General features: G+C 42.4%; 20 protein-coding genes. 7 read left to right on the top strand and 13 right to left on the bottom strand.

Annotated features, from left to right (window positions below):
• Positions 1-349: 349 nt before the first annotated feature.
• Positions 350-1618 (bottom strand): anthranilate synthase component I family protein, encoded by a 1269-nt coding sequence (locus ACFSYC_RS16405; protein WP_377129776.1) that lies wholly within the window; start codon positions 1616-1618, stop codon positions 350-352.
• A gap of 122 nt (positions 1619-1740) precedes the next feature.
• On the opposite strand from ACFSYC_RS16405, the gene ACFSYC_RS16400 reads away from it, so the two are divergent.
• Positions 1741-2217 (top strand): DUF4920 domain-containing protein, encoded by a 477-nt coding sequence (locus ACFSYC_RS16400; protein WP_377129774.1) that lies wholly within the window; start codon positions 1741-1743, stop codon positions 2215-2217.
• An 83-nt stretch (positions 2218-2300) separates the two neighbouring features.
• On the opposite strand, the gene ACFSYC_RS16395 is transcribed toward ACFSYC_RS16400, so the two are convergent.
• The 3 genes from ACFSYC_RS16395 to ACFSYC_RS16385 form a co-directional block, all read right to left on the bottom strand.
• Positions 2301-3581: an adenylosuccinate synthase gene (locus ACFSYC_RS16395; protein WP_377129772.1), complete on the bottom strand. Its 1281-nt coding sequence runs from the start codon at positions 3579-3581 to the stop codon at positions 2301-2303.
• 34 nt (positions 3582-3615) lie between these two features.
• Positions 3616-4083, bottom strand: a complete 468-nt coding sequence (locus ACFSYC_RS16390) for a Fur family transcriptional regulator (protein WP_377129770.1) — start codon at positions 4081-4083, stop codon at positions 3616-3618.
• Between the two features lie 131 nt (positions 4084-4214).
• Positions 4215-6434, bottom strand: coding sequence for a RelA/SpoT family protein (locus ACFSYC_RS16385; RefSeq protein ID WP_377129768.1), 2220 nt, complete (start codon positions 6432-6434; stop codon positions 4215-4217).
• 105 nt (positions 6435-6539) lie between these two features.
• Here ACFSYC_RS16385 and ACFSYC_RS16380 point away from each other — a divergent pair, with 105 nt between their 5' ends.
• The 3 genes from ACFSYC_RS16380 to bshB1 are packed head-to-tail and all read left to right on the top strand — an operon-like array spanning position 6540 to position 8390.
• Positions 6540-7154 carry a DUF4294 domain-containing protein gene (locus ACFSYC_RS16380; RefSeq protein WP_377129766.1) on the top strand — a complete coding sequence of 205 codons (615 nt, stop codon included), beginning with the start codon at positions 6540-6542 and terminating at the stop codon, positions 7152-7154.
• The gene (locus ACFSYC_RS16375; protein WP_377129765.1) at positions 7154-7654 is read left to right on the top strand and encodes a glutathione peroxidase; all 501 of its coding nucleotides are present in this window, start codon (positions 7154-7156) and stop codon (positions 7652-7654) included. Before ACFSYC_RS16380 ends, ACFSYC_RS16375 begins: the two co-directional genes overlap by 1 nt.
• A gap of 13 nt (positions 7655-7667) precedes the next feature.
• On the top strand, positions 7668-8390 hold the full coding sequence (gene bshB1 / locus ACFSYC_RS16370) for a bacillithiol biosynthesis deacetylase BshB1 (protein ID WP_377129763.1): 723 nt from the start codon (positions 7668-7670) through the stop codon (positions 8388-8390).
• A 43-nt stretch (positions 8391-8433) separates the two neighbouring features.
• Here the strand turns inward: bshB1 and ACFSYC_RS16365 are convergent, their stop codons facing one another.
• The 4 genes from ACFSYC_RS16365 to ACFSYC_RS16350 all read right to left on the bottom strand — a co-directional run bounded on the left by ACFSYC_RS16365 (position 8434) and on the right by ACFSYC_RS16350 (position 12498).
• Positions 8434-8871 (bottom strand): hypothetical protein, encoded by a 438-nt coding sequence (locus tag ACFSYC_RS16365; protein WP_377129761.1) that lies wholly within the window; start codon positions 8869-8871, stop codon positions 8434-8436.
• Positions 8872-9051: 180 nt separating this feature from the next.
• Positions 9052-10383 carry an L-lysine 6-transaminase gene (lat, locus tag ACFSYC_RS16360; protein WP_377129759.1) on the bottom strand — a complete coding sequence of 444 codons (1332 nt, stop codon included), beginning with the start codon at positions 10381-10383 and terminating at the stop codon, positions 9052-9054.
• A gap of 128 nt (positions 10384-10511) precedes the next feature.
• Entirely contained in the window at positions 10512-11402 is an 891-nt protein-coding gene (locus tag ACFSYC_RS16355) for a 1-aminocyclopropane-1-carboxylate deaminase/D-cysteine desulfhydrase (RefSeq protein ID WP_377129757.1), read from the bottom strand.
• A 7-nt stretch (positions 11403-11409) separates the two neighbouring features.
• Positions 11410-12498 (bottom strand): DUF6588 family protein, encoded by a 1089-nt coding sequence (locus ACFSYC_RS16350; RefSeq protein WP_377129755.1) that lies wholly within the window; start codon positions 12496-12498, stop codon positions 11410-11412.
• 128 nt (positions 12499-12626) lie between these two features.
• Here ACFSYC_RS16350 and ACFSYC_RS16345 point away from each other — a divergent pair, with 128 nt between their 5' ends.
• Positions 12627-13682 (top strand): RluA family pseudouridine synthase, encoded by a 1056-nt coding sequence (locus ACFSYC_RS16345; protein WP_377129753.1) that lies wholly within the window; start codon positions 12627-12629, stop codon positions 13680-13682.
• Between the two features lie 6 nt (positions 13683-13688).
• Positions 13689-14525: an aminotransferase class IV gene (locus ACFSYC_RS16340; RefSeq protein WP_377129751.1), complete on the top strand. Its 837-nt coding sequence runs from the start codon at positions 13689-13691 to the stop codon at positions 14523-14525.
• A 100-nt stretch (positions 14526-14625) separates the two neighbouring features.
• Here the strand turns inward: ACFSYC_RS16340 and fmt are convergent, their stop codons facing one another.
• Entirely contained in the window at positions 14626-15546 is a 921-nt protein-coding gene (gene fmt / locus ACFSYC_RS16335; RefSeq protein ID WP_377129749.1) for a methionyl-tRNA formyltransferase, read from the bottom strand.
• A gap of 165 nt (positions 15547-15711) precedes the next feature.
• Positions 15712-16938 (bottom strand): exo-beta-N-acetylmuramidase NamZ family protein, encoded by a 1227-nt coding sequence (locus tag ACFSYC_RS16330; RefSeq protein ID WP_377129747.1) that lies wholly within the window; start codon positions 16936-16938, stop codon positions 15712-15714.
• An 85-nt stretch (positions 16939-17023) separates the two neighbouring features.
• On the opposite strand from ACFSYC_RS16330, the gene ACFSYC_RS16325 reads away from it, so the two are divergent.
• Positions 17024-18244: an ABC transporter permease gene (locus ACFSYC_RS16325; protein WP_377129745.1), complete on the top strand. Its 1221-nt coding sequence runs from the start codon at positions 17024-17026 to the stop codon at positions 18242-18244.
• A 5-nt stretch (positions 18245-18249) separates the two neighbouring features.
• Here the strand turns inward: ACFSYC_RS16325 and ACFSYC_RS16320 are convergent, their stop codons facing one another.
• The 3 genes from ACFSYC_RS16320 to mnmD are packed head-to-tail and all read right to left on the bottom strand — an operon-like array spanning position 18250 to position 20257.
• Entirely contained in the window at positions 18250-18717 is a 468-nt protein-coding gene (locus tag ACFSYC_RS16320) for a hypothetical protein (RefSeq protein WP_377129743.1), read from the bottom strand.
• An 11-nt stretch (positions 18718-18728) separates the two neighbouring features.
• Entirely contained in the window at positions 18729-19535 is an 807-nt protein-coding gene (gene mazG / locus ACFSYC_RS16315) for a nucleoside triphosphate pyrophosphohydrolase (RefSeq protein WP_377129741.1), read from the bottom strand.
• 47 nt (positions 19536-19582) lie between these two features.
• The gene (gene mnmD / locus ACFSYC_RS16310; protein ID WP_377129739.1) at positions 19583-20257 is read right to left on the bottom strand and encodes a tRNA (5-methylaminomethyl-2-thiouridine)(34)-methyltransferase MnmD; all 675 of its coding nucleotides are present in this window, start codon (positions 20255-20257) and stop codon (positions 19583-19585) included.

The raw sequence follows: 20257 nt of genomic DNA, 5'->3' as shown, positions 1-20257 counted from the left end.
CATCTGGATATCGTGACATGGCCGTAGCCATATTTGATAGCTAATTTACGGGTACTTGTACCCCCAAGCAAGTATTCAGCTATAATCTTTTGTTTGTTTTTGTGTTTCTGTTTGTCCATTTGTCCATCAGTTTTGTCAACCTATAGCAGGACAAGTCAGTCTTTAATGGACTTTTGCCAATTTCTTAACTAGCTATAAATAAGTAGCTTATATGAAAATCTTGTTTCATTTTGTTTCACTCTATTTTTTCAAAGCCCTCATTTACAAACCGTTGAGTCAAAATCTTGTTTCACTTGTTTCATTTGTTTCACACACGCGTTAAACAAACGAGTCGAATACGGGAACTGGATTACGTAAGCGACTGCCCCAAAACCTCTAAAATAGCCTTAGCCTTGAGCAAGCACTCCGCGTACTCTTGCTCTGCATCAGCATAGTAAGTAATTGCTCCCCCCACATGGAAGGACAGATAGGTAGCTGTAGCGTTATATAGCAACGTTCGGATGACTACATTAAAGTCAAAGTCGCCATCCGGGCTAAAGTACCCAATAGCCCCGGAATATACCCCGCGTTTACTATGCTCATACTGCTCCATTAGCTTCATAGCGCTAATTTTTGGTGCCCCTGTCATGCTACCCATTGGGAAGGTGTTACGTATCGCCTCTATAGCTGATAGGCCCTCCTGTAGCTCGCAAACAACCGTAGAGATCATTTGATGCACCTGATTAAAGGTGTAGATGCCGAAAAGCTCTTCTGTCTTCACCGTACCCGGTTTGGCCGAGTGGGTAAGGTCATTGCGCACAAGGTCAACTATCATGACGTTTTCTTGCAGCTCCTTAGTGTTGCTATGCAGTTGCTCTTTTATCGCTTCGTCTTCAGCTTTGGTAGACCCGCGCCGGGCCGTGCCTTTAATGGGTTGCGATATCAGTTTGTAGCCCCGCTTGGCCAAAAAACGCTCGGGCGAGGCACACAGGATGTAATTATCCTCCCACTTATAAAACGTACCAAACGGCGTAGGCGACACCCGGTTAAGCTGCAAAAAGGTAGCTACCGGATCAATATGCGCATTATCAGCATATAACTCCTGGCAATAGTTAGTTACATATATGTCGCCACGGGTTATATGGTCCTTAATCTTGTTAACGCTTGCTCTGTACTCATCCTTGGCTACGCGCGCTTTTAGGTGGATGTCCCCGGGCTGGTAGGCAGTCAGTACCTGCTGATCAATGCCAGCTAGCACCGCGTTAACATCATTAGCAATGATCTCGACCCTATCGCCGTTAATGAGTATAAGATGCTCAGGTGCGAAGAAGTACAGATCAGGGAAATGCAGTTGGTCTGGGTTACCAGATGATAGCTGCTCTATTTCGTTCTTTAGATCGTAGCCAAAGAAGCCCGTCAGCCAACCCGGGTTCGCCCTGCGAAAGGTATCAAGCTTGTCAAAAGCGTCGCCTGCCGTAGCAATAACGCTGGCTTTAACGCCCGCGGCAATCAGGGTATCAAACTTTGAGTAGGGGTCGTGGTAGCTGTTAGAGTCAAGGTAGCAGCATGCTGTAAATGTTGATGCCCATTGCAAAGCCTTTTGCTTAAAAAACTGCAGATCGCTTACCTGTATAATCACCCTGTAAAGTTAACCAACTTAATATAACATCGGGTATGGTGCTTATTTAATTATTGTGATGACAGTCATGTATTTAAGCTGTTATTGTGTCTATATTTGAAGCGTTACTCAAAGAAACCGATATGAAAAAACTAGCACTTATATTATTAAGCTTGGGCTGTAGCTTAGCAACTTTAGCACAACAAAGCGAAATAAGGCCGGCAAAACCGGGCGCAACCTACGGCAAAACCATTAGCGCCGATAACGCCATCAATACGGCAGCGTTGAAATTAGCATTGGCTACCGATTCTGTATTTACCGGCAAAGTAACCGGCAAGGTGGTTGAAGTTTGTACCGCAAAAGGTTGTTTTATGAAACTGGAACAGGCCGATGGCAAAACCGTTATGGTACAGTTTAAAGACTACGCTTACTTTATGCCGAAGAGCATTGTTGGCAAAAATGTGGTGGTAGAAGGTAAAGCAAAAGTTAAAGAAACGTCAGTAGAGCGCCTGCAACACTTTGCCAAAGATGCCGGCAAAAGCGAAGCGGAGATAGGCATGATCAAAGCGCCACAGAAAGACATTGGCATTATGGCCGACGGCGTATTGGTTGTTCAATAAACATCAAAATGGCTACAAAATGAAAAGGCCCTTCCTGACAATCGTCAGGAAGGGCCTTTTCATTTTTGTAGTTGGCAGTATTACTATGGATGTAATACTAAGGTTTGTTTTCTATCAGGGCCAACTGATAACCATTTGATCGGTACACCAAGCTCTTGTTCCAGGTAGTCAATGTATGATTGAAGTTTGGCAGGGATTTGGTCTAACTCGGTAATACCGGTGATATCCTCTTTCCAGCCATCAATTTCTTTCAATACAGGTATGGCATCAACCGAGCAGATATCGTAAGGCATGTAATCAATTTTTTCGCCTAAGTAGTTGTAATGTGTACAAGCGTATATTTTATCAAAACCGCTCAACACGTCAGCTTTGGTCATTACCATTTGGGTAACACCATTAAGCATAATAGCATATTTTAAAGCAGGAAGATCGATCCAGCCGGTACGGCGCGGGCGACCTGTAGTAGCGCCAAACTCGTGGCCTATTCTGCGTAGTTCTTCGCCTGTGTGGTCACTTAATTCGGTAGGGAAGGGGCCACCACCCACGCGGGTACAATAAGCTTTAAATATACCTATTACGTCGCCAATTGTTTTTGGGGCTATACCTAAGCCAGTGCAAGCGCCGGCAGCAGTTGTGTTTGATGACGTTACAAATGGGTAAGACCCAAAGTCAATATCAAGCATAGCGCCTTGTGCGCCTTCTGCCAATACTTTTTTACCTTCTTTAAGGTAGTTGTTTACCAAATGCTCAGAGTCAACCAGTGGGAATTGTTTGATAAGGTCAACAGCCTCAAAAAACGCTGCCTCACGTTCGCTGAAATCAGGCACCTCGCCGTATAACGACTGTAGCATCGACGTATGCTTGTCGACTAGCTTCTGGTAACGCTCTTTAAAATCTGGTAAGGTTATATCGCCGATACGTAACCCATTACGGCCGGTTTTGTCCATATAAGTTGGGCCAATACCTTTTAGCGTCGAGCCAATTTTTCCGTCGCCCATTTTCTTTTCATTGGCGGCATCAAGCAATTGGTGAGTAGGTAATATCAGGTGGGCTTTTTTAGCTATCACCAAATTCTTTTTGGCTAAAAGGTCATGACCGGCATCTTTTAACTTATCAAGCTCTTTTTTAAGGGTGATTGGGTCAATAACTACCCCGTTACCGATGAGGTTAAGGGTGTTATCAAAAAATATTCCGGAAGGGATGGTGTTAAGTACAAACTTTTTGCCATCAAATTCTAAAGTGTGACCAGCGTTTGGTCCGCCTTGAAAACGGGCAATCAGGTCATAACCTGCGCTCAATACGTCAACAATTTTTCCTTTACCTTCGTCGCCCCATTGGAGGCCTAATAATACGTCAACAGTCATTTATACAATTACTTTGATTAACAAGGGCGCAAAGTTATATTTTTCTGTCACAAAAACCTGCCTTAAGTTTTTCACAATTACCATAAAGATTCAACGAATGGTGTTTGATGTCAAATTTCAGCAATTCGCCCATCATGCTTTGTATCTGCTGAATACGTGGGTCGCAAAATTCAACTACCTTTCCACAGTCAAGGCAAATAATATGGTCATGTTGCTTGTAGCCGTATGATTTTTCAAACTGGGCCATATTTTTACCAAACTGATGCTTGGTAACCAAATCGCATGACACCAGCAGCTCCAGGGTGTTGTAAACAGTAGCGCGGCTAACGCGATACTTTTTATTTTTCATGTGAATATATAATGATTCCACATCAAAATGGTCGGATCTTGAATAAATCTCTTCTAATATAGCAAAGCGCTCAGGAGTTTTCCGTAGGTTCTTATTTTCAAGGTAGGCCTCAAAAATCTTTTTAACCATTGCTATTGTTTCCTGTTGGGACATAGTTTTTTATTAAAGTATCAAAGGTAGTATAATAGAGGCAAGATGCAACAGTCAGAAATCAAATGGGAGTCAAGAAACAATAGCCAAGACTAAGCTTAATGAACGCAACAATCTTGACTCTTGATTCTATCTTAAGATGCTTTTTCTATCGCATCGAAACGTGTTACCGCTGTTACACCGTTAACAGTTTTCAAACGTTTTATCAGGTTTTCTAAATGTTGGGTATCGTTTACATAAACCATTATTGATCCTTCAAAGATACCGTTATCGCTATCTACCGTAATCGACCGCATATTCACCTTAAAATCATGTGATATAACAGTAGTAAGTTTGTTTATCAAACCAACATCGTCAATACCCGTAATACGTAAACCCGTCAAAAAGGCTAGTTCTTGCTGATTTGTCCAACGGGCTTTCACCACCCTATAACCATAGTTGGCCATTAGCTTTGCTGCATTTGGGCAATTAGTACGATGTATTTTAATGCCATCGCCAACAGTTATAAAACCAAACACATCGTCGCCGGGTATTGGGTTACAACAGGCGGATAACTTGTAATCAATCTTCTGCATATCATCGCCAATAAGCAGCATATCGCTGTCTTTTGCTTTAATATTGCGAAGCAAACCCTGCAGCTGTTCGTTTTCAATCCTGTCCTGTGGTTTGTTTTCAACTACTTTTTCCGATAGTTGGTATTCCCTCAGGTCCTTCATGTCAATAATGCCTTTGGCAATGTTGAAAAACAGGTCCTGCGTTGATCCCAGCTTAAAATAATAGCTTAGCTTGTGTATGTTTTCAGAGTTGTAGGTAATTTTCAGCGATTTCATTTTACGCTCCAAAATCTCCTTGCCATCCTCAGCAATTTTGCGTTTTTCCTCTTTTAATGCCGATTTGATTTTAGACTTAGCCTTTGCAGTTACCACAAAGCTTAACCAATCCTCTTTAGGTATCTGCTTGCTTGAGGTAATGATCTCTACCTGATCGCCATTTTGCAACTTATAGCTAAGTGGAACCAGTTTATGGTTAACTTTAGCGCCAATACAGCTTGCTCCAACATCGGTATGGATCTCAAAAGCAAAGTCGAGCGCGGTAGCACTAAGCGGTAGTTGTATAAGTGCGCCTTTGGGCGTAAAAATGAAGATCTCGTCAGAGAAAAGATTCATCTTAAAGTCATCTAAAAACTCCAATGCGTTTGAGTCTGGGTTTTTCAGCATTTCGCGTACTTTTTGTACCCATTGGTCAAGTCCGCTATCGGTTGAAGATTCTTTATATTTCCAGTGCGCTGCAAAACCTTTCTCCGCAATCTCATTCATCCTTTTGGTACGTATCTGTACTTCTACCCATTGACCACGCGGGCCCATTACCGTGGTATGTAATGATTCGTAGCCATTAGCCTTAGGCGATGATATCCAGTCGCGTAAACGATCAGGATTAGGGCGGTACAAGTCGGTAACTATCGAGTAAGCTTTCCAGCAATCAGACTTTTCGTTTTCAGGCGTGCTATCCAGTATTACGCGTATGGCAAACAGATCATATACTTCTTCAAACGGAACAGATTTTTTCTTCATCTTGTTCCAAATAGAGTGTATAGACTTTGGCCGGCCAAACAAATCAGCATCCAGGCCTTGCCCGTTTAAAACCTTTTTAACCGGCTCAATAAAGTCCCGGATAAACTTCTCGCGCTCTGTCTTTTTCTCGTTTAATTTGTTTTTAATAAACTGGTAGGTCTCACGTTCCATGTATTTCATGGAAAGATCCTCTAACTCAGATTTTATGGCATACAATCCCAACCGGTGAGCAAGCGGGGCATATAGATATATTGTTTCTGACGATATTTTCAATTGCTTATCGCGTGGCATCGACTCCAGCGTGCGCATATTGTGTAAACGGTCGGCCAGTTTAATCAATATTACCCTCACATCGTCTGCCAGGGTAAGCAGCATTTTTCTAAAGTTTTCGGCCTGTAACGAGCTATTGGTGTCAAATACCCCTGATATTTTGGTAAGCCCATCAATAATTTTGGCTACTTTTTTTCCAAACTCTTGTTCAATATCATCAAGAGTGACGTCGGTATCTTCAACCACATCATGCAGCAGGGCGCACACAATAGAAGTGGTGCCCAATCCAATTTCTTCGGCAGCTATCTGGGCAACGGCTATGGGGTGATATATATAGGGCTCGCCCGATTTTCGGCGCATATCTTTATGGCTCTCTAAAGCCATATCAAAGGCTTTACGTATCATACGTTTATCGCCCTTTTGCATGGTTGATTTACACGCGCGCAGCAAAGCCCGATATCTTTTTAATATCTCAGTTTTTTCAACTTCCAGGTCAATAAGTAATTCTTTCATCCTTAGGCTTTACGGTATTATTACTTTAACATACAATAAACAGTTAAATTGCTTGTTATAATGAAATACCAAAAAAAAATGCATTAATTTTGCATAGGTAAATTTATGAAATTTTTTGCGTTTTTGATAGTGTTTGGCTGCTTTTTGGGTACTGCGAGTGCTCAAACAGATCATCCTGCGTTGCCAAAACTTGGCAAAAATGATACCATAAAAACCTACCTGACCGTACTTGACGGTGAAATGGTGCCCTGGATAGTGATGCCTGACGTCATTATTAGTGCCACGCGGATATTTAAAAGTGAGGCCGATCGTCGTGCTTTCAGCATGCTAAAATACAACGTACGCAAAGTTATCCCTTATGCACATTTTGCCGGTGAACGATACCGTCAATTGCAACGCGACTTAGCCTTAACCGGCGATAAAAAGAAACAAAAGCAGTTGATTGAAAATTGTAATACGCAGGTTAAAGATATGTTTAAAAAAGAGGTAATGAACCTGACAATCAATCAGGGTGAAATACTGATCAAACTAATTAACCGTGAAACCGACTTGACTACTTACGATGTTGTCAAAGAGTTAAAAGGCGGCTTTAATGCTTTCATATTTCAATCGGCAGCTAAATTGTTTGGCCATAACCTTAAACAAACCTACGATTTTAGCGAACAACGCGATATTGAAGCTATCCTTCAGGAAGCCGGATACGACTCGTACAGAAACTAATGATGAACCATAGTATCCACCAGTTTGATGTCCTTAAAATATCAGGGCAGCGAGTGAGCCTATCCGATTTTAAAAACAAAGTACTGCTGATAGTTAACACCGCATCCCAATGTGGCTTTACACCGCAGCTTAAGGAGCTTGTAGCTTTAAAAGCAGAATATTTGGGAAAAGATTTTGAGATATTAAGTTTTCCATCGAATGATTTTGGCGGGCAGGAACCTTTAGAAGGCGAAGCCATTAATAGTTTTTGCGAAAGCTACGGCGCTAATTTCCCTATTTTTGACAAGATAAGCGTACGCGGGCCGTATGCAGACCCGCTTTATAAATTCCTGGCAGACAAGAAGCTGAATGGAAAGTTAAGCGCTGTTCCACGTTGGAATTTTCATAAATTTTTAATTGATAAAGATGGAAAGGTGGTCGATTTTTATTATCCATTTACCAAACCTTCGTCATCAAAAATTAAAAAAAAGATAAATAAACTATTGGCAGCCGGCCAATAAATACCTTTGCACCATGCTTAAGTTAGACATTTTAGTTTTAGCCGTACACCCTGACGATGCCGAGTTAGGCTGCTCGGGTACAATATTAAAACATATTGCTATGGGCAAAAAGGTAGGCATTGTTGACCTAACCCGCGGTGAGCTCGGTACCAGAGGTTCGGCCGAGATACGGGATAAGGAAGCTGCTGCCGCTGCCGAAATATTAGGCCTTACTGTAAGAGAAAATCTGGAATTACCCGATGGTTTCTTTGAAAACACCAAACCATATCAGCTTAAGGTAATACAAGCTATTCGTAAGTTTCAACCCGAGATCATCATTACAAACGCTTATTATGACAGGCACCCTGACCATAAGCGTGCTTGCGATTTGGTCAACGACGCTTCGTTTTTGTCCGGTTTAAGAAAGATAGAAACGCTTGAAGATGAGCAACCGCAAGAACCCTGGCGTGCCAATTTGTTACTGCATTTTATACAGGACGTTTATATTAAGCCTGATATTGTAATAGATGTTACCGACCACTGGGCTAAGAAAGTAGAAAGTATTTACGCATACGGGTCGCAGTTTCATAACCCTGAGTGGGAAGGAGAGCCACAAACTTATATATCAACCCCCGAGTTTATAGCGGTGGTTGAAGCACGTGCCCGCGAATACGGTAAATCTATCGGCGCAAAATTTGGCGAAGGCTTTACCTCACGTAAAATTTTAGGTGTGAATAGTTTATTTGATCTGAAATAGGACTTTGTCAGAACAATGATCCACCTACACCAGTGACGAACTTCTACGCTACCACGTACTCAAATCTTTTATTACCCTCGTTACGCTGACGTTTAAGCTTGTTCTCTTTAGCCAGCTTAAGTAGGATACCCGATAGCTCAGAGGTTTTAAATTCTGAATTAAATTTCTCTTTACAATACTCCGCAATACTGGATATAGAGTGTGGCGACTTAAAGAAGTCGGTATTTAGTAGCTGGTTAAGTATTTTGGTAGCTCCCGGTTTTTTTTGATTGGTGTTGCTATAGTCGTCGATCTCGAATTTCGGTTTAGCTGTTTTTTTCGCCAAAAACTCAAACCCATCCGCATCGCCCCGCTCAAATTCTATCATTGCATCAAGCAATTTATCAACAACTTTAACTTGTACCGCTTCTGATTGAAATGCATTAACAACTTCGGATATTTCTATTAACTGTTTTTTTAATTTTTCTATAGGTCTGCTCATGATGTATAAAGGCTCCGGTAACTCCTGTGGATTTTCAGCGAATAAGTCGGGGGTAATATTCGGCTGACAGTAATATTCGGTACAGTGATGTAACGCAAAAATACGATTATAGTATTTTCAACTAAAAATAAAATTGACCGAGGGGGGCAAAAAAGCCCGCTGTAGCAAAAAAATTACAGTTTATAGACCGTTAGCTATTTTTTGAAGAATGGCTAAACCTTCGTCGATATTACTTTTCCCCATAATCAGTGCCGGTCTAAAACGGATGGTGCCGTTACCGCAACCTAAAAACATTACGTTGTTGGCTATGCCTTGCCGTATAAATTTGTCGCGCCTTGCTTTATCAGGGAAATCGAAAGCGGTGAGCAGACCCTTGCCCCGCACATTTTGAACTACTGGTATGGTTTGTGCAATTTGCTGTAGCTGCTTTTGCAGGTACAAGCCGTTTTCGGCTGCTTTATCGCAAAGCTTATCTTCTTCTATTATGTCTAATATTTTCGTCGCCCTCACCATGTCAACCAAACTGCCGCCCCAGGTGGAGTTTATGCGGGACGATACATTGAATACATTCTGCTCAACTTCGTCAACCCGTTTGCTTACCAGTATGCCGCAAATTTGCATCTTTTTGCCAAAGGCAATTATATCCGGGCGGGCATTAGGGCCAAAATGTTCATGGCACCAAAACTTACCGCTTAAGCCAACACCAACTTGTACCTCGTCATAAATGAGCATCGCCTCGTTTTCGTCGGCTAGCAAACGCAGTTGCTCCATAAACTCTTTGCGGCAATGGTTATCCCCGCCCTCTGCTTGTACAGGCTCAACTATAATGGAGCATATATCGTCTTTATGATCTGCAAACGCTTGTTTTATTTGAGCGATAGATTCTTCTTCGCGTTTCAATAAATCCGCATGGTTAGCTTCTGTTTGTGGAAATTGTATGTAGGGAAATGATACTCTTGGCCAGTCAAATTTAGCGTACCATTTCGTTTTAACCGGTAAGGTATTAGTTAAACTTAGCGTATAACCAGATCGGCCATGAAAAGCGTGCTCAAAATGCAGAACCTTATGGCCCTTCTCGGTTTTATAGCCCTTAGCAAAGTTTTTCTGTACTTTCCAATCCATAGCGGTTTTAAGTGCATTCTCAATGGCTAAGGTACCGCCTGAAATAAAAAAAGCATGCGGTAGGTAATCAGGTATACCGACCCGTGCAAAGGTCTTTACAAATTGCGCATATTGTTCTGTATAGATATCTGAGTTAGAGGGATTGGTTAACGCTGCCAGCATCAGGCTTTTTTTAAAGGCCTCGTCGTTAAGCATTTTGGGGTGATTGTATCCTAAAGGCACTGAGGCAAAGCACGTGAAAAAATCCAGCAGCGTACGCTTATTCTTCGAATCATAAATATGCACGCCCTGACTTTTTTCCATATCAAAGGTTAGGTCAAAGCCGTCTGCTAGTACGTACTGATTCAGGGTATCGGCAACATTTTCGGGAGCAACTGATAGGTTATACATAGGATGTCGCTTTAAAATAGCATTAAATGGCTAAAGATTACAGAATAGAATGCCTTAACTTTCTAAATCTAACGGATAATCTGATAAATTATGACATCAAATCCTAATAACTACTTAATCCGGTAATGTTAGTCAAACCTATCTTTCATTCCTAATAGGCCCCAGATGCCGCCACTGTGTATAGCCAGTATTTTGCTGCCGGGTTTAAAGTGATCCTTGGCCGCAAGATCATAAAGGGCATACAGCATTTTGCCGGTGTAGATTGGGTCAATCAATATCCCGGTTTCGGCGACAAAGGTTTTTATGAAGCTGATCAGCTCATCATTAGCTTTGCCATAACCACCAAAATGGTAATCAGTATGTAATTGATAATCAGTGCCAGTTGTAAGTAGCTTATCTATTTCGTTTCTAATAAATCCGCCGTTTTTAAATACCGGGACGCCGTTAAAGGTGGTAGGTAGTTTGTGACTGGTAAGCCCATTAATTATCCCCGCCGACATAGTGCCGGTACCACATGCTGCGAAGATATGGTCATATGTTTCTGAAAGCTCGTCTACCAACTCGCTGCATCCTTGCGCGGCCTCCGGCGATGAGCCGCCTTCGTCAATAAACATGGCTTGATCATCATTGCCAAAAAAACGATTGAATAAATTTGGTTTATCGCGATAGTTATCGCGGTCGGTAAAAATAAGTTTCATGCCGTGTAAACGGCACATAAATAAGGTATCGTTATTAACTTCTTCGCCACGTACTATGCCAGTGGTTTTGAAACCGAACCTGGCGCCTGCCCCGGCGGTTGCCAATAAGTGGTTTGAAAAAGCGCCACCAAAGGTTATCAGGTGGGTTTTGTTTTGGGCCTGCGCCTTTTTGAGCAGGTATTTAAGCTTACGCCATTTATTGCCTGATATGATGGGGTGTATCAGGTCCTCGCGCTTTATAAAAACAGATAAGTCTCGCTCAGCAAACACCTTATGGTTAATTTGCTGAACGGGACTAAATATCTCTAAATTGATTTGCATTAAGCTCTTAGAAGCCGAAACCGATACCGGCGTTTACAGATTTATACTCAGCCAAACTGCCTGATGCGTAAATACGCACTATAGACAGTTCTAACTGGAAGCCTAAATCGGCACGTAAGCCACTTACCTGCGAAGAAGATGATCCACCAATTGTTATTGGGTTTGCGTAGGTGGTGTATGTAGGCTTCCTATCAGCTTCAACAGCACTAGGCGTTACGCCAGTAACAAATGGGAAATTGCCCTTTAAGCCAACATCAGTTTTGCTGGTTAGGAAACCCACAGCAACAAACGGTGTGATAATTGCAAACTTTTTAGATAAGATCACTTGGGCATTCCAACCGCTAAAATGGCCCTCAAGACGCTGATTGCTGTAATCTTGACTACCAGTAGTACCGCCGTTGTTAGTCTCAGGACGTACTGAAAGTGGTTTGTTATAAGATAAGCGTGTATAACCTACCGCTACCGATAAATCAAATGGTCTTACAGCGCCTTTGGCAAAATCTTGAATAATGTTATGTTTAACACCAAAACCAACCATACCTACTGAGCCTACGTCGTCGGTGATCTTTGTAGTTGGTATCAAACGTAGGGTAACGTCGGTGTTCTTTATTAAGCCAACTGTAAGCTGTATTTGAGGTGCAGGAACGTATTGCGTAACACCTTTAGGCAGGGTGGTTTTGTATTGACGGTTAGGATTATTTGGATCAGCAGGATCGCTTATAGTGATACCTGTACTCAAAGCGTCGCTACCACCAAATGTTGGTGCAATTGGAGAAGATGTAGCTTTGATATTAGTCAAACCTAAAGCGTTGATATCGAAAGTTCTATCTGCCTGCGGAATAATACTTGCTGAAGCGCTTATTCTTAGATCAAAATGGCCTAATGTCAAAGTCTTGGCTGTATTAGTCCAGCCGCCATTTAAGCTATTACCAAATCCTTTAAAAAGAGGGTTTGTGTAAGCATTGATTAGCTTGTTTACGTCGCCGGGATTGCCTTTAAACAAATCAGAGATGCCATCATCGTTTGATTGCGCATTGGCTTTAAAAGTTGCAGCGCTTAATACCACCAGGGTGGTTAAAAAGTAAAGTTTTTTCATATTGTTTTAAAGTGAGGTTTTATTGGCTATAAAAATAGTACATATTTATTAATAATCAATATGATAAGCAGTTAGGGTATTATTAAATATTAACTGATTGAGAACGAAAAACCTTTATTTTTGCCGCAATGATAAATGAGCCCGATAATATCGAACAGGAAGAACAGGACCTATATGAGCACCTGCGGGTAGTTGTTGATAAAGGGCAATCGCTTTTACGTATCGACAAATTCTTGATGTATCGGGTAGAGAATGCCTCTCGTAATCGCATACAAAACGCTATTGATGCGGGCAATGTGCTCGTTAACAATAAGGTAATAAAAGCCAGTTACAGGGTTAAACCTGCTGATATAATATCAGTGGTATTACCGCATCCGCCGCGAGATACCGAGGTTTATCCCGAAAATTTGCCGATAAATATTGTTTATGAAGATGATGATGTACTAGTGGTGAACAAAGCACCTGGCATGGTAGTGCATCCCGGCTACAATAACTACAATGGTACACTGGTAAACGCGCTGGTATACCATTTTCAGCAATTACCTACTTTGCCGGGTAATGATGGCCGCCCGGGTTTGGTGCATCGTATAGATAAGGACACCTCGGGCTTGCTGCTCATTAGCAAAAACGAGCGTTCTATGACTTACCTGGCCCGCCAGTTTTTTGATCACTCTATAACCCGTAAATACATCGCTTTAGTTTGGGGCGATCTGGATAATGATGGAACCGTTACCGGCTATATAGGCCGCAGCATTGCAGACCGTAGGGTAATGTCTATTTATGACGATGAAGAGAAGGGCAAATGGGCAGTAACACACTACCGTGTGTTAGAGCGTTTTAGTTATGTCACCCTGGTGGAGTGCCAGCTTGAAACTGGTCGCACACACCAGATACGCGCCCACATGAGGCACATTGGACACCCTTTATTTAGCGATTCGATGTATGGTGGCGATAAGATCTTAAAAGGTGCAGTGTACAGCAAATACAAACAGTTTGTAGAAAATTGTTTTGAACTGATGCCGCGCCAGGCTCTGCATGCACAAACGCTGGGTTTTGTGCATCCAAGTACCAAAAAAGCTATCCATTTTGAAGCCCCTATGCCAGAGGATTTTGCATCGGTAATTGAAAAATGGCGAAAATATATTAGCGCCAATGCCACACAAAATGGCGAAATTAGCGCTTAATAACCCATGGCACTGCTGTATATAAATTTTAACGGTGAAATTATCCCTGCTGATAGCAAAGTGCTATCGGTTGCTAACCGTTCTTTTAAGTATGGCGATGGTTTGTTTGAAAGCATGCGCATGCTTAAGGGGGTGCTTAAGTTTGCCGACCTACATGCCGACCGCCTGCAGCGCGGCATGAAAGCGCTGAAAATGGACGGCTATTCGCAAATGGATGCTTATTTTCTGAAAGAAAAAGCCGAACAATTATCGGTTAGAAACAAATCTAAACATGGCAGGCTAAGATTAACGGTCTATCGCGATTCGGACGGGTTATATACGCCATCGCAAAACAAGGTTGGCTATTGTCTGGAATTTATTCCGGCTGACGAACCACGCTATTTTTTGAATGATAAAGGTTTGATAGTTGATGTGTTTACAGATCTGCCAAAACCATCTAACTATCTATCTAATATAAAAACCTGTAACTCGCTTACCTATGTAATGGCAGGGCTGCATAAGAACCAGGCTAACGTCGACGACGTGTTTCTGCTTAACCAGGCCGGCTTTTTGTGCGAGGCCAGCAGTTCAAATGTTTTCATCTGGTATCAAAATCATTTGTATACACCGGCTTTAAGCGAAGGCTGCGTTGAAGGGGTGATGCGCCAGGTTGTTATCAACATTGCCAAAAAAAACAATATACCCGTAACCGAAGCACAAATAAACCCCGAGATACTTTACGAAGCCGACGAGGTGTTTTTAACCAATGCCACTAAGGGCATACAGTCAGTAATGGGTTACGGCATACGCCGCTACTTTAACAAAGTAAGCAAAGGGTTAATGGATGAGTTGAATAAGTTGTAACGAAAAAAAGTGATGGTTAAGCATGGTCAAAGCATGTGCGCGAGCCTCTACATACCCTTCAATTACTTCCGTGACGCCCAGAGCGCTCATTTAATGCCAACTATAAGTTCACACCCCTTAAAAACTCAGCAATTTCCATCCGTTTTTTACCCTCTAACTGAACATCCAACAGGCTGATTAAACCGTCTTTAGCGGCAAATTTCAAGTGAGTTTTATTGTCAGTTAAAAACGCGCCGGGTTGTACCCCGGGTTCGGTATCAACCAGCGCCGAGCTATATATTTTTAGGGTTTTGCCATTAAGCTCGGTAAACGCGGCAGGACTTGGACTTAGCCCACGGATAAAGTTATATATGTTTTGCGCCGACTGGTTCCAGTCTATTTTGCAATCGTCTTTGAAAATTTTAGGGGCGTTTTTTAGTTCAGTATTACCTTCAATTAAGGAGTGTTGAGGATGCTCATTATAGCGACCGCTCTCTACAGCCTTAACCGTTTTAACCAGCAAACCAGCACCTTTGGCCATCAGGCGATCATGCAATTCGCCGGCTGTTTCATGCCCGGTTAGGGTTACTTTTTCGGTAAACAATACATTGCCGGTATCTATCTGGTGTTTTAAAAAGAAAGTAGTTACACCGCTTTCATGTTCTCCATTAATAATGGCCCAATTTAGCGGAGCAGCGCCACGATAGTTGGGCAGTAGCGAGGCATGTAGGTTGATAGTTCCTTTAGCGGGCATGTTCCAAACTTCTTCTGGCAACATCCTGAAAGCTACTATAACCTGCAAATCGGCATTTAGCGATTTCAACTCCTTCAAAAAATCGGGATCTTTTAAATTGGTAGGTTGCAGCACCCGCAGGCTGTGTTCAACAGCATATTGTTTAACAGCAGATTGCGCAATTTTTTGGCCACGGCCGGCAGGTTTATCCGGAGCGGTAACAACGCCAACAATGTCAACGCCGGCTTGTATCAATTCGTTTAATGATGCCACTGCAAATTGTGGCGTGCCCATAAATACAATCTTCATCGGATGTCTGCTTTAAGGTAAACGGAATATCATAGCTAACAGTCAGTAAGTTAGCTATAATGGTTTTATGCTGATAATATCGTCAATTTATCCTGTAAGTATGTTTGTTGTAAGTAAAAACCGGTAATAATTGTTTAAATCATAATACTCGCCTAAGTGGTATTGTTAATATAGTAAATATTTGCTGCGCATGGCCTTAAATTTAGCCAAACCTGCAGCCCAGGTCTGGCGTATTTGGGCCTCGGTTTTACCGGCCTCAATTTGTTTCCTCAAGGTTTCGGTACCCGCCAGTTTGGTAAAGTAGGCGTTAAAGAAATGTGGCTTATCCGGGAAAGCCTTATACAATGCTAATACCCACGCTAAATTGATTTGCCCTTTACTCTTTATCGAGCTGATGTTGTAGTCGCGCAGATCAATACCAAAACAAACCTGATCTTTTTGAGGTGGTTTTTCGCTCATGCCCGGTATGCTTACCGGGGTAAAACTGTAGTTATATTTACCTTTAAGTAGCGGATGCCCCACCTGTACAAAGGGCAGCATAGTACCGCGGCCCAGGCTTAATGTGGTGCCCTCAAACAAACACACACTTGGATATAATACTATGGACTGGTTGGTGTTGAGATTTGGCGACGGGTTGACCGGCAAAACATAGGCGTCGCTGCGTTTATAATTAGCTACCTTAATGATTTTAAGCTTGCACTTTAGCTTATTGTTTAGCCAGCCCTCGCCGTTTATCATTTGCGCATATTCGCCAATAGTCATCCCGTGGGCGATGGGGATAGGGTGCATCCCCACAAAGGATTTAAAGGTACTGTCAAGTATCGGTCCGTCAATAATGGCACCGTTAGGGTTGGGACGATCAAGTACCAGCAATTCAATATTGTTTTCGGCGCAGGCCTCCATCACGTAGTGCAAGGTTGATATGTAGGTATAAAAACGCGCGCCTACATCTTGTATATCAAACACCACCAGATTAATTCCTTTTAGGTCATTAGCCGTTGGCTTGTAATGCTTATTGCCGTAAAGCGATATTACAGGCAGCCCGGTTTTGACGTCAATTGCGTCATTTATCGAAGCGCCATTGCTGGCATCGCCCCTAAAACCATGCTCCGGCCCAAAAATCTTTTTTATAGGTAAACCTAAAGCTAAAAGGCTGTCGGCACTGGGCACTAAACGTTTACCAATCACTGACGTTTGATTAATCACCATGGCAACATTTTTTCCCTTTAAATAGTTTATATACAGGGCGGTTTGGTCTGCACCCGGTATTATGCCTTTAGCCGATTGAAGTGGCGGAGTTTTTTTTGAGGTTGGTGTTTCGCCACAGGCCATGTTAATGCAGGCTGCAAATAATAATGTCAGTATACAGGTTGATGTTTTTTGGCTAATCATAAATAACAATACGCTTTAAAATTAACAGCAATTTTAGGCGGTAAAACCGCATATTTGCTAAGTTACAAAATTAACACTACTGCATTTGAATTTTGCATCCTTTATAGCTGGACGTATCTCGTTTAAATCTAAACGCACGTTCTCGAAACTGATTGTGCGGATAGCCATTATTGCCATTACGTTGGGGGTAAGCGCCATGATATTGTCGCTGGCGATTATTCGTGGGTTTAAGAACGAGATCAAAGAAAAAGTTCGCGGTTTCGATGGTGATATCAAGGTGGTTAAGTATGATCTAAATGCATCGTACGAGAACTCGCCATTTACCGCCGCCGACACTTTTGTTACTGAGGCGCGCAAAAATGCCGAAGTACTGCACATTATGCCTTTTGCCACCAAACCCGGTATCATCAAAGCTAATAACGAAATAGAAGGAGTAATACTAAAAGGGGTAGATGCCACTTATAACTGGGATTTTATAAAGAAGAATTTGGTTGCCGGTAGGGTAATTGACTTTGCGGATACGACCGGGTCAAAGCGGCAAATTGTGATATCGCAGATCATTGCTAACCGCTTAAAACTGAAAGTAGGCGATAACATGGTGATGTACTACGTGCAAGAGCCGCTGCGCCGTCGCCCCTTTAAGGTGACCGGTATTTTTGATACTAGTATTGAGGAGATAGATAAAGCCTATGTTATAGGCGACCTGGCGCTTATTAAACGCCTTAACGATTGGGCGCCCAACGAGGTTGGTGGCTATGAAATTAAGATAAACAACCTTGAAAACGTTAACGATATAGCTGCCCAACTTAACAATATTTTGCCTGTCCGTTTAAAGCTGACGACGGTTTACGAGAATTATCCGCTGATATTTGATTGGCTACCATTGCTTGACGTAAATGCCCGGGTAATGCTGGTGCTCATGCTGGCCGTAGCCGTAATTAATATGATATCGGCCTTGCTGATCATGATCCTGGAGCGCACTGCTATGATAGGTATCCTTAAGGCTATGGGCGCAAATAACTGGAGTATCCAGAAGATATTTTTATATAATGCCGCTTATTTGATTGGCCTGGGCTTGCTTTTTGGTAACCTGGTCGGCTTAGGCATAAGCTGGATACAATATAATACTCACTTTTTAAAGTTGGACGCCGAAGCATACTACATGACTTTTGTGCCAATAGAGCTTAACTGGATGGATATAATACTGTTAAACCTGGGCACCATGTTGCTCTGTTTATTGGTGCTTACGATACCGTCCATGCTGGTGGCAAAAATATTACCCGTAAAAGCCATCCGTTTTAAGTAGGGCGTTCATTTAACCCGTTTTAAGTTATAGGTATACCTCAGCGTATCAGCCTGCTGGCCCCCCGGAGTAATGATGAGTGTGGTACCGTCATAGTCATATGTGTAAAAGCCCGATAGATGGGTCTTTTTTGCTGCGGATGCTGACGGGTTGGTCACATCATCAAACACCATATTTACAAAGTCTTCGCTAAAACTGCCATAACTGCCCGCATGCCAGGTAGTGGTATCACCCGTTATGTTGTATCCTGTATTAGTTGACAACGTCAACCTTAAGTTAACTTTTAAGGTATCAAATTGATAATAGACAGTTTTTCGATGCAATTTTACACAGTTACCCTCAAATGTACCTAATGGATACCCTTTGTCGGCCAGGTATTTTTCGGGGTCGCGCTGGGTTTTAATGCAGCCGTCAAAACATAATATTAAGGCGGGCAACAAATATATCAGCGTATGTTTTATTGTTGCCCTTTTCATGTTTGTGTGAGCTATTTTAGTTTTTTGGCCTCGTCCCAAAATACATCCATTTCGGCAAGGCTCATGTTTTGTAATTGCTGCCCGTTTTCGGCAGCCTTGCTTTCCAGGTACTGAAACCGTTTTATAAACTTACGGTTGGTTTTTTCAAGGGCATTCTCCGGGCTAATGTCAATAAAACGGGCGTAGTTGATTAACGAGAACAGCAGATCGCCAAACTCACCTTCGGCTTTTTCGCGGTCTATTTCGCCTTCATTCTCAACATTAAACTCGTTTTTAAATTCTTGCAATTCTTCTTCAACCTTGGCCCAAACCTGGCTTTTTTCTTCCCAGTCAAACCCAACACCACGGGCTTTTTCTTGTATACGCGATGCTTTAATCAGCGCCGGTAACGAAACAGGCACGCCGCCTAAAACGGATTTATTTCCTTCTTTAAGTTTTATCTGCTCCCAATTGCGTTTCACATCAGCTTCGTCCTTCACCTCCACATCACTGTAGATGTGCGGGTGGCGGTTAATCAGCTTATCGCATATACTGTTCAGTACGTCGGTGATATTAAAATGGTTGCCTTCGGATGCTATGCGCGCGTAAAAAACCAGGTGCAGCATAATGTCGCCTAGTTCCTTTTTAATTTCAGGCATATCTGCAGACAAAATAGAATCGGACAGCTCATAAACTTCTTCAATGGTAAGGTGGCGCAGGCTCTCCAGCGTTTGTTTTTTGTCCCAGGGGCAATTTAAACGCAGGTCGTCCATTATGGTTAGCAGACGCTCAAAAGCTGTCGCCGGGTTATGTGCTGTAATTGGTGGAGTGATAGCCATGATGTGGATTTTTTGATGTGCAGATTTTTTTTGTTGATTTACCGTATTTATAAAATAGCACGGAGCATTTCACGCTTACCATGTGCGCCCGGGATTTTTTGAATCTGTAGCCCTAAACTTTTCAGCATCCGTTTTAAATTACCGGTGATGGCATAGGTAACAAATACCCCTCCCTGCTTTAAAAATTTTATAGTGTGACCAATGGCTTCTTCATTCCACATTTCGGGTTGATGGGCAGAAGCAAAGGCGTCGAAATATATAACATCGTACTTAATGTCCGACTGAAAATCCAAAAGCTTACAGTTGGCAATTTGCAATCGGCACTCGGGGTTAATAGCTGTGGGTCTTAATAATGCCGATTGATAGTCATTCAAAAGCGATTGCCATGTTTCGGCAGATGTATATTGATTGTAACCTGTGCTGCCAAGTAACTCATGAGTGAGGGGATAAGCTTCAACACCTGTGTAGTTGAGTTCAATCTGATGCTCGACGCAAAAATCTGCAGTCATTAAAAAGTTAAGGCCGGTGCCAAAGCCCACCTCTAAAACCGAAGCTTGTTTGGCGTTATATGTAGCTAAAAAATAGCTCAGGCCGGCATCGACAAATACGTGCTTGCTTTCTTGCAGCGCGCCATTTTTTGAATGGTAATTTTCGCCAAACGCGGGATTAAAAATGGTGTTTGAGCCGTCGGCGGTTTGTACTATCGTGAGTTCGGGGCTCAT

This window comes from Mucilaginibacter antarcticus (genome assembly GCF_042686155.1).
GTDB classification, from domain to species: Bacteria; Bacteroidota; Bacteroidia; order Sphingobacteriales; family Sphingobacteriaceae; genus Mucilaginibacter; species Mucilaginibacter antarcticus.
Note: the sequence above shows the minus strand (reverse complement) of the source record. Positions and strands in the feature narration are given on the sequence as shown.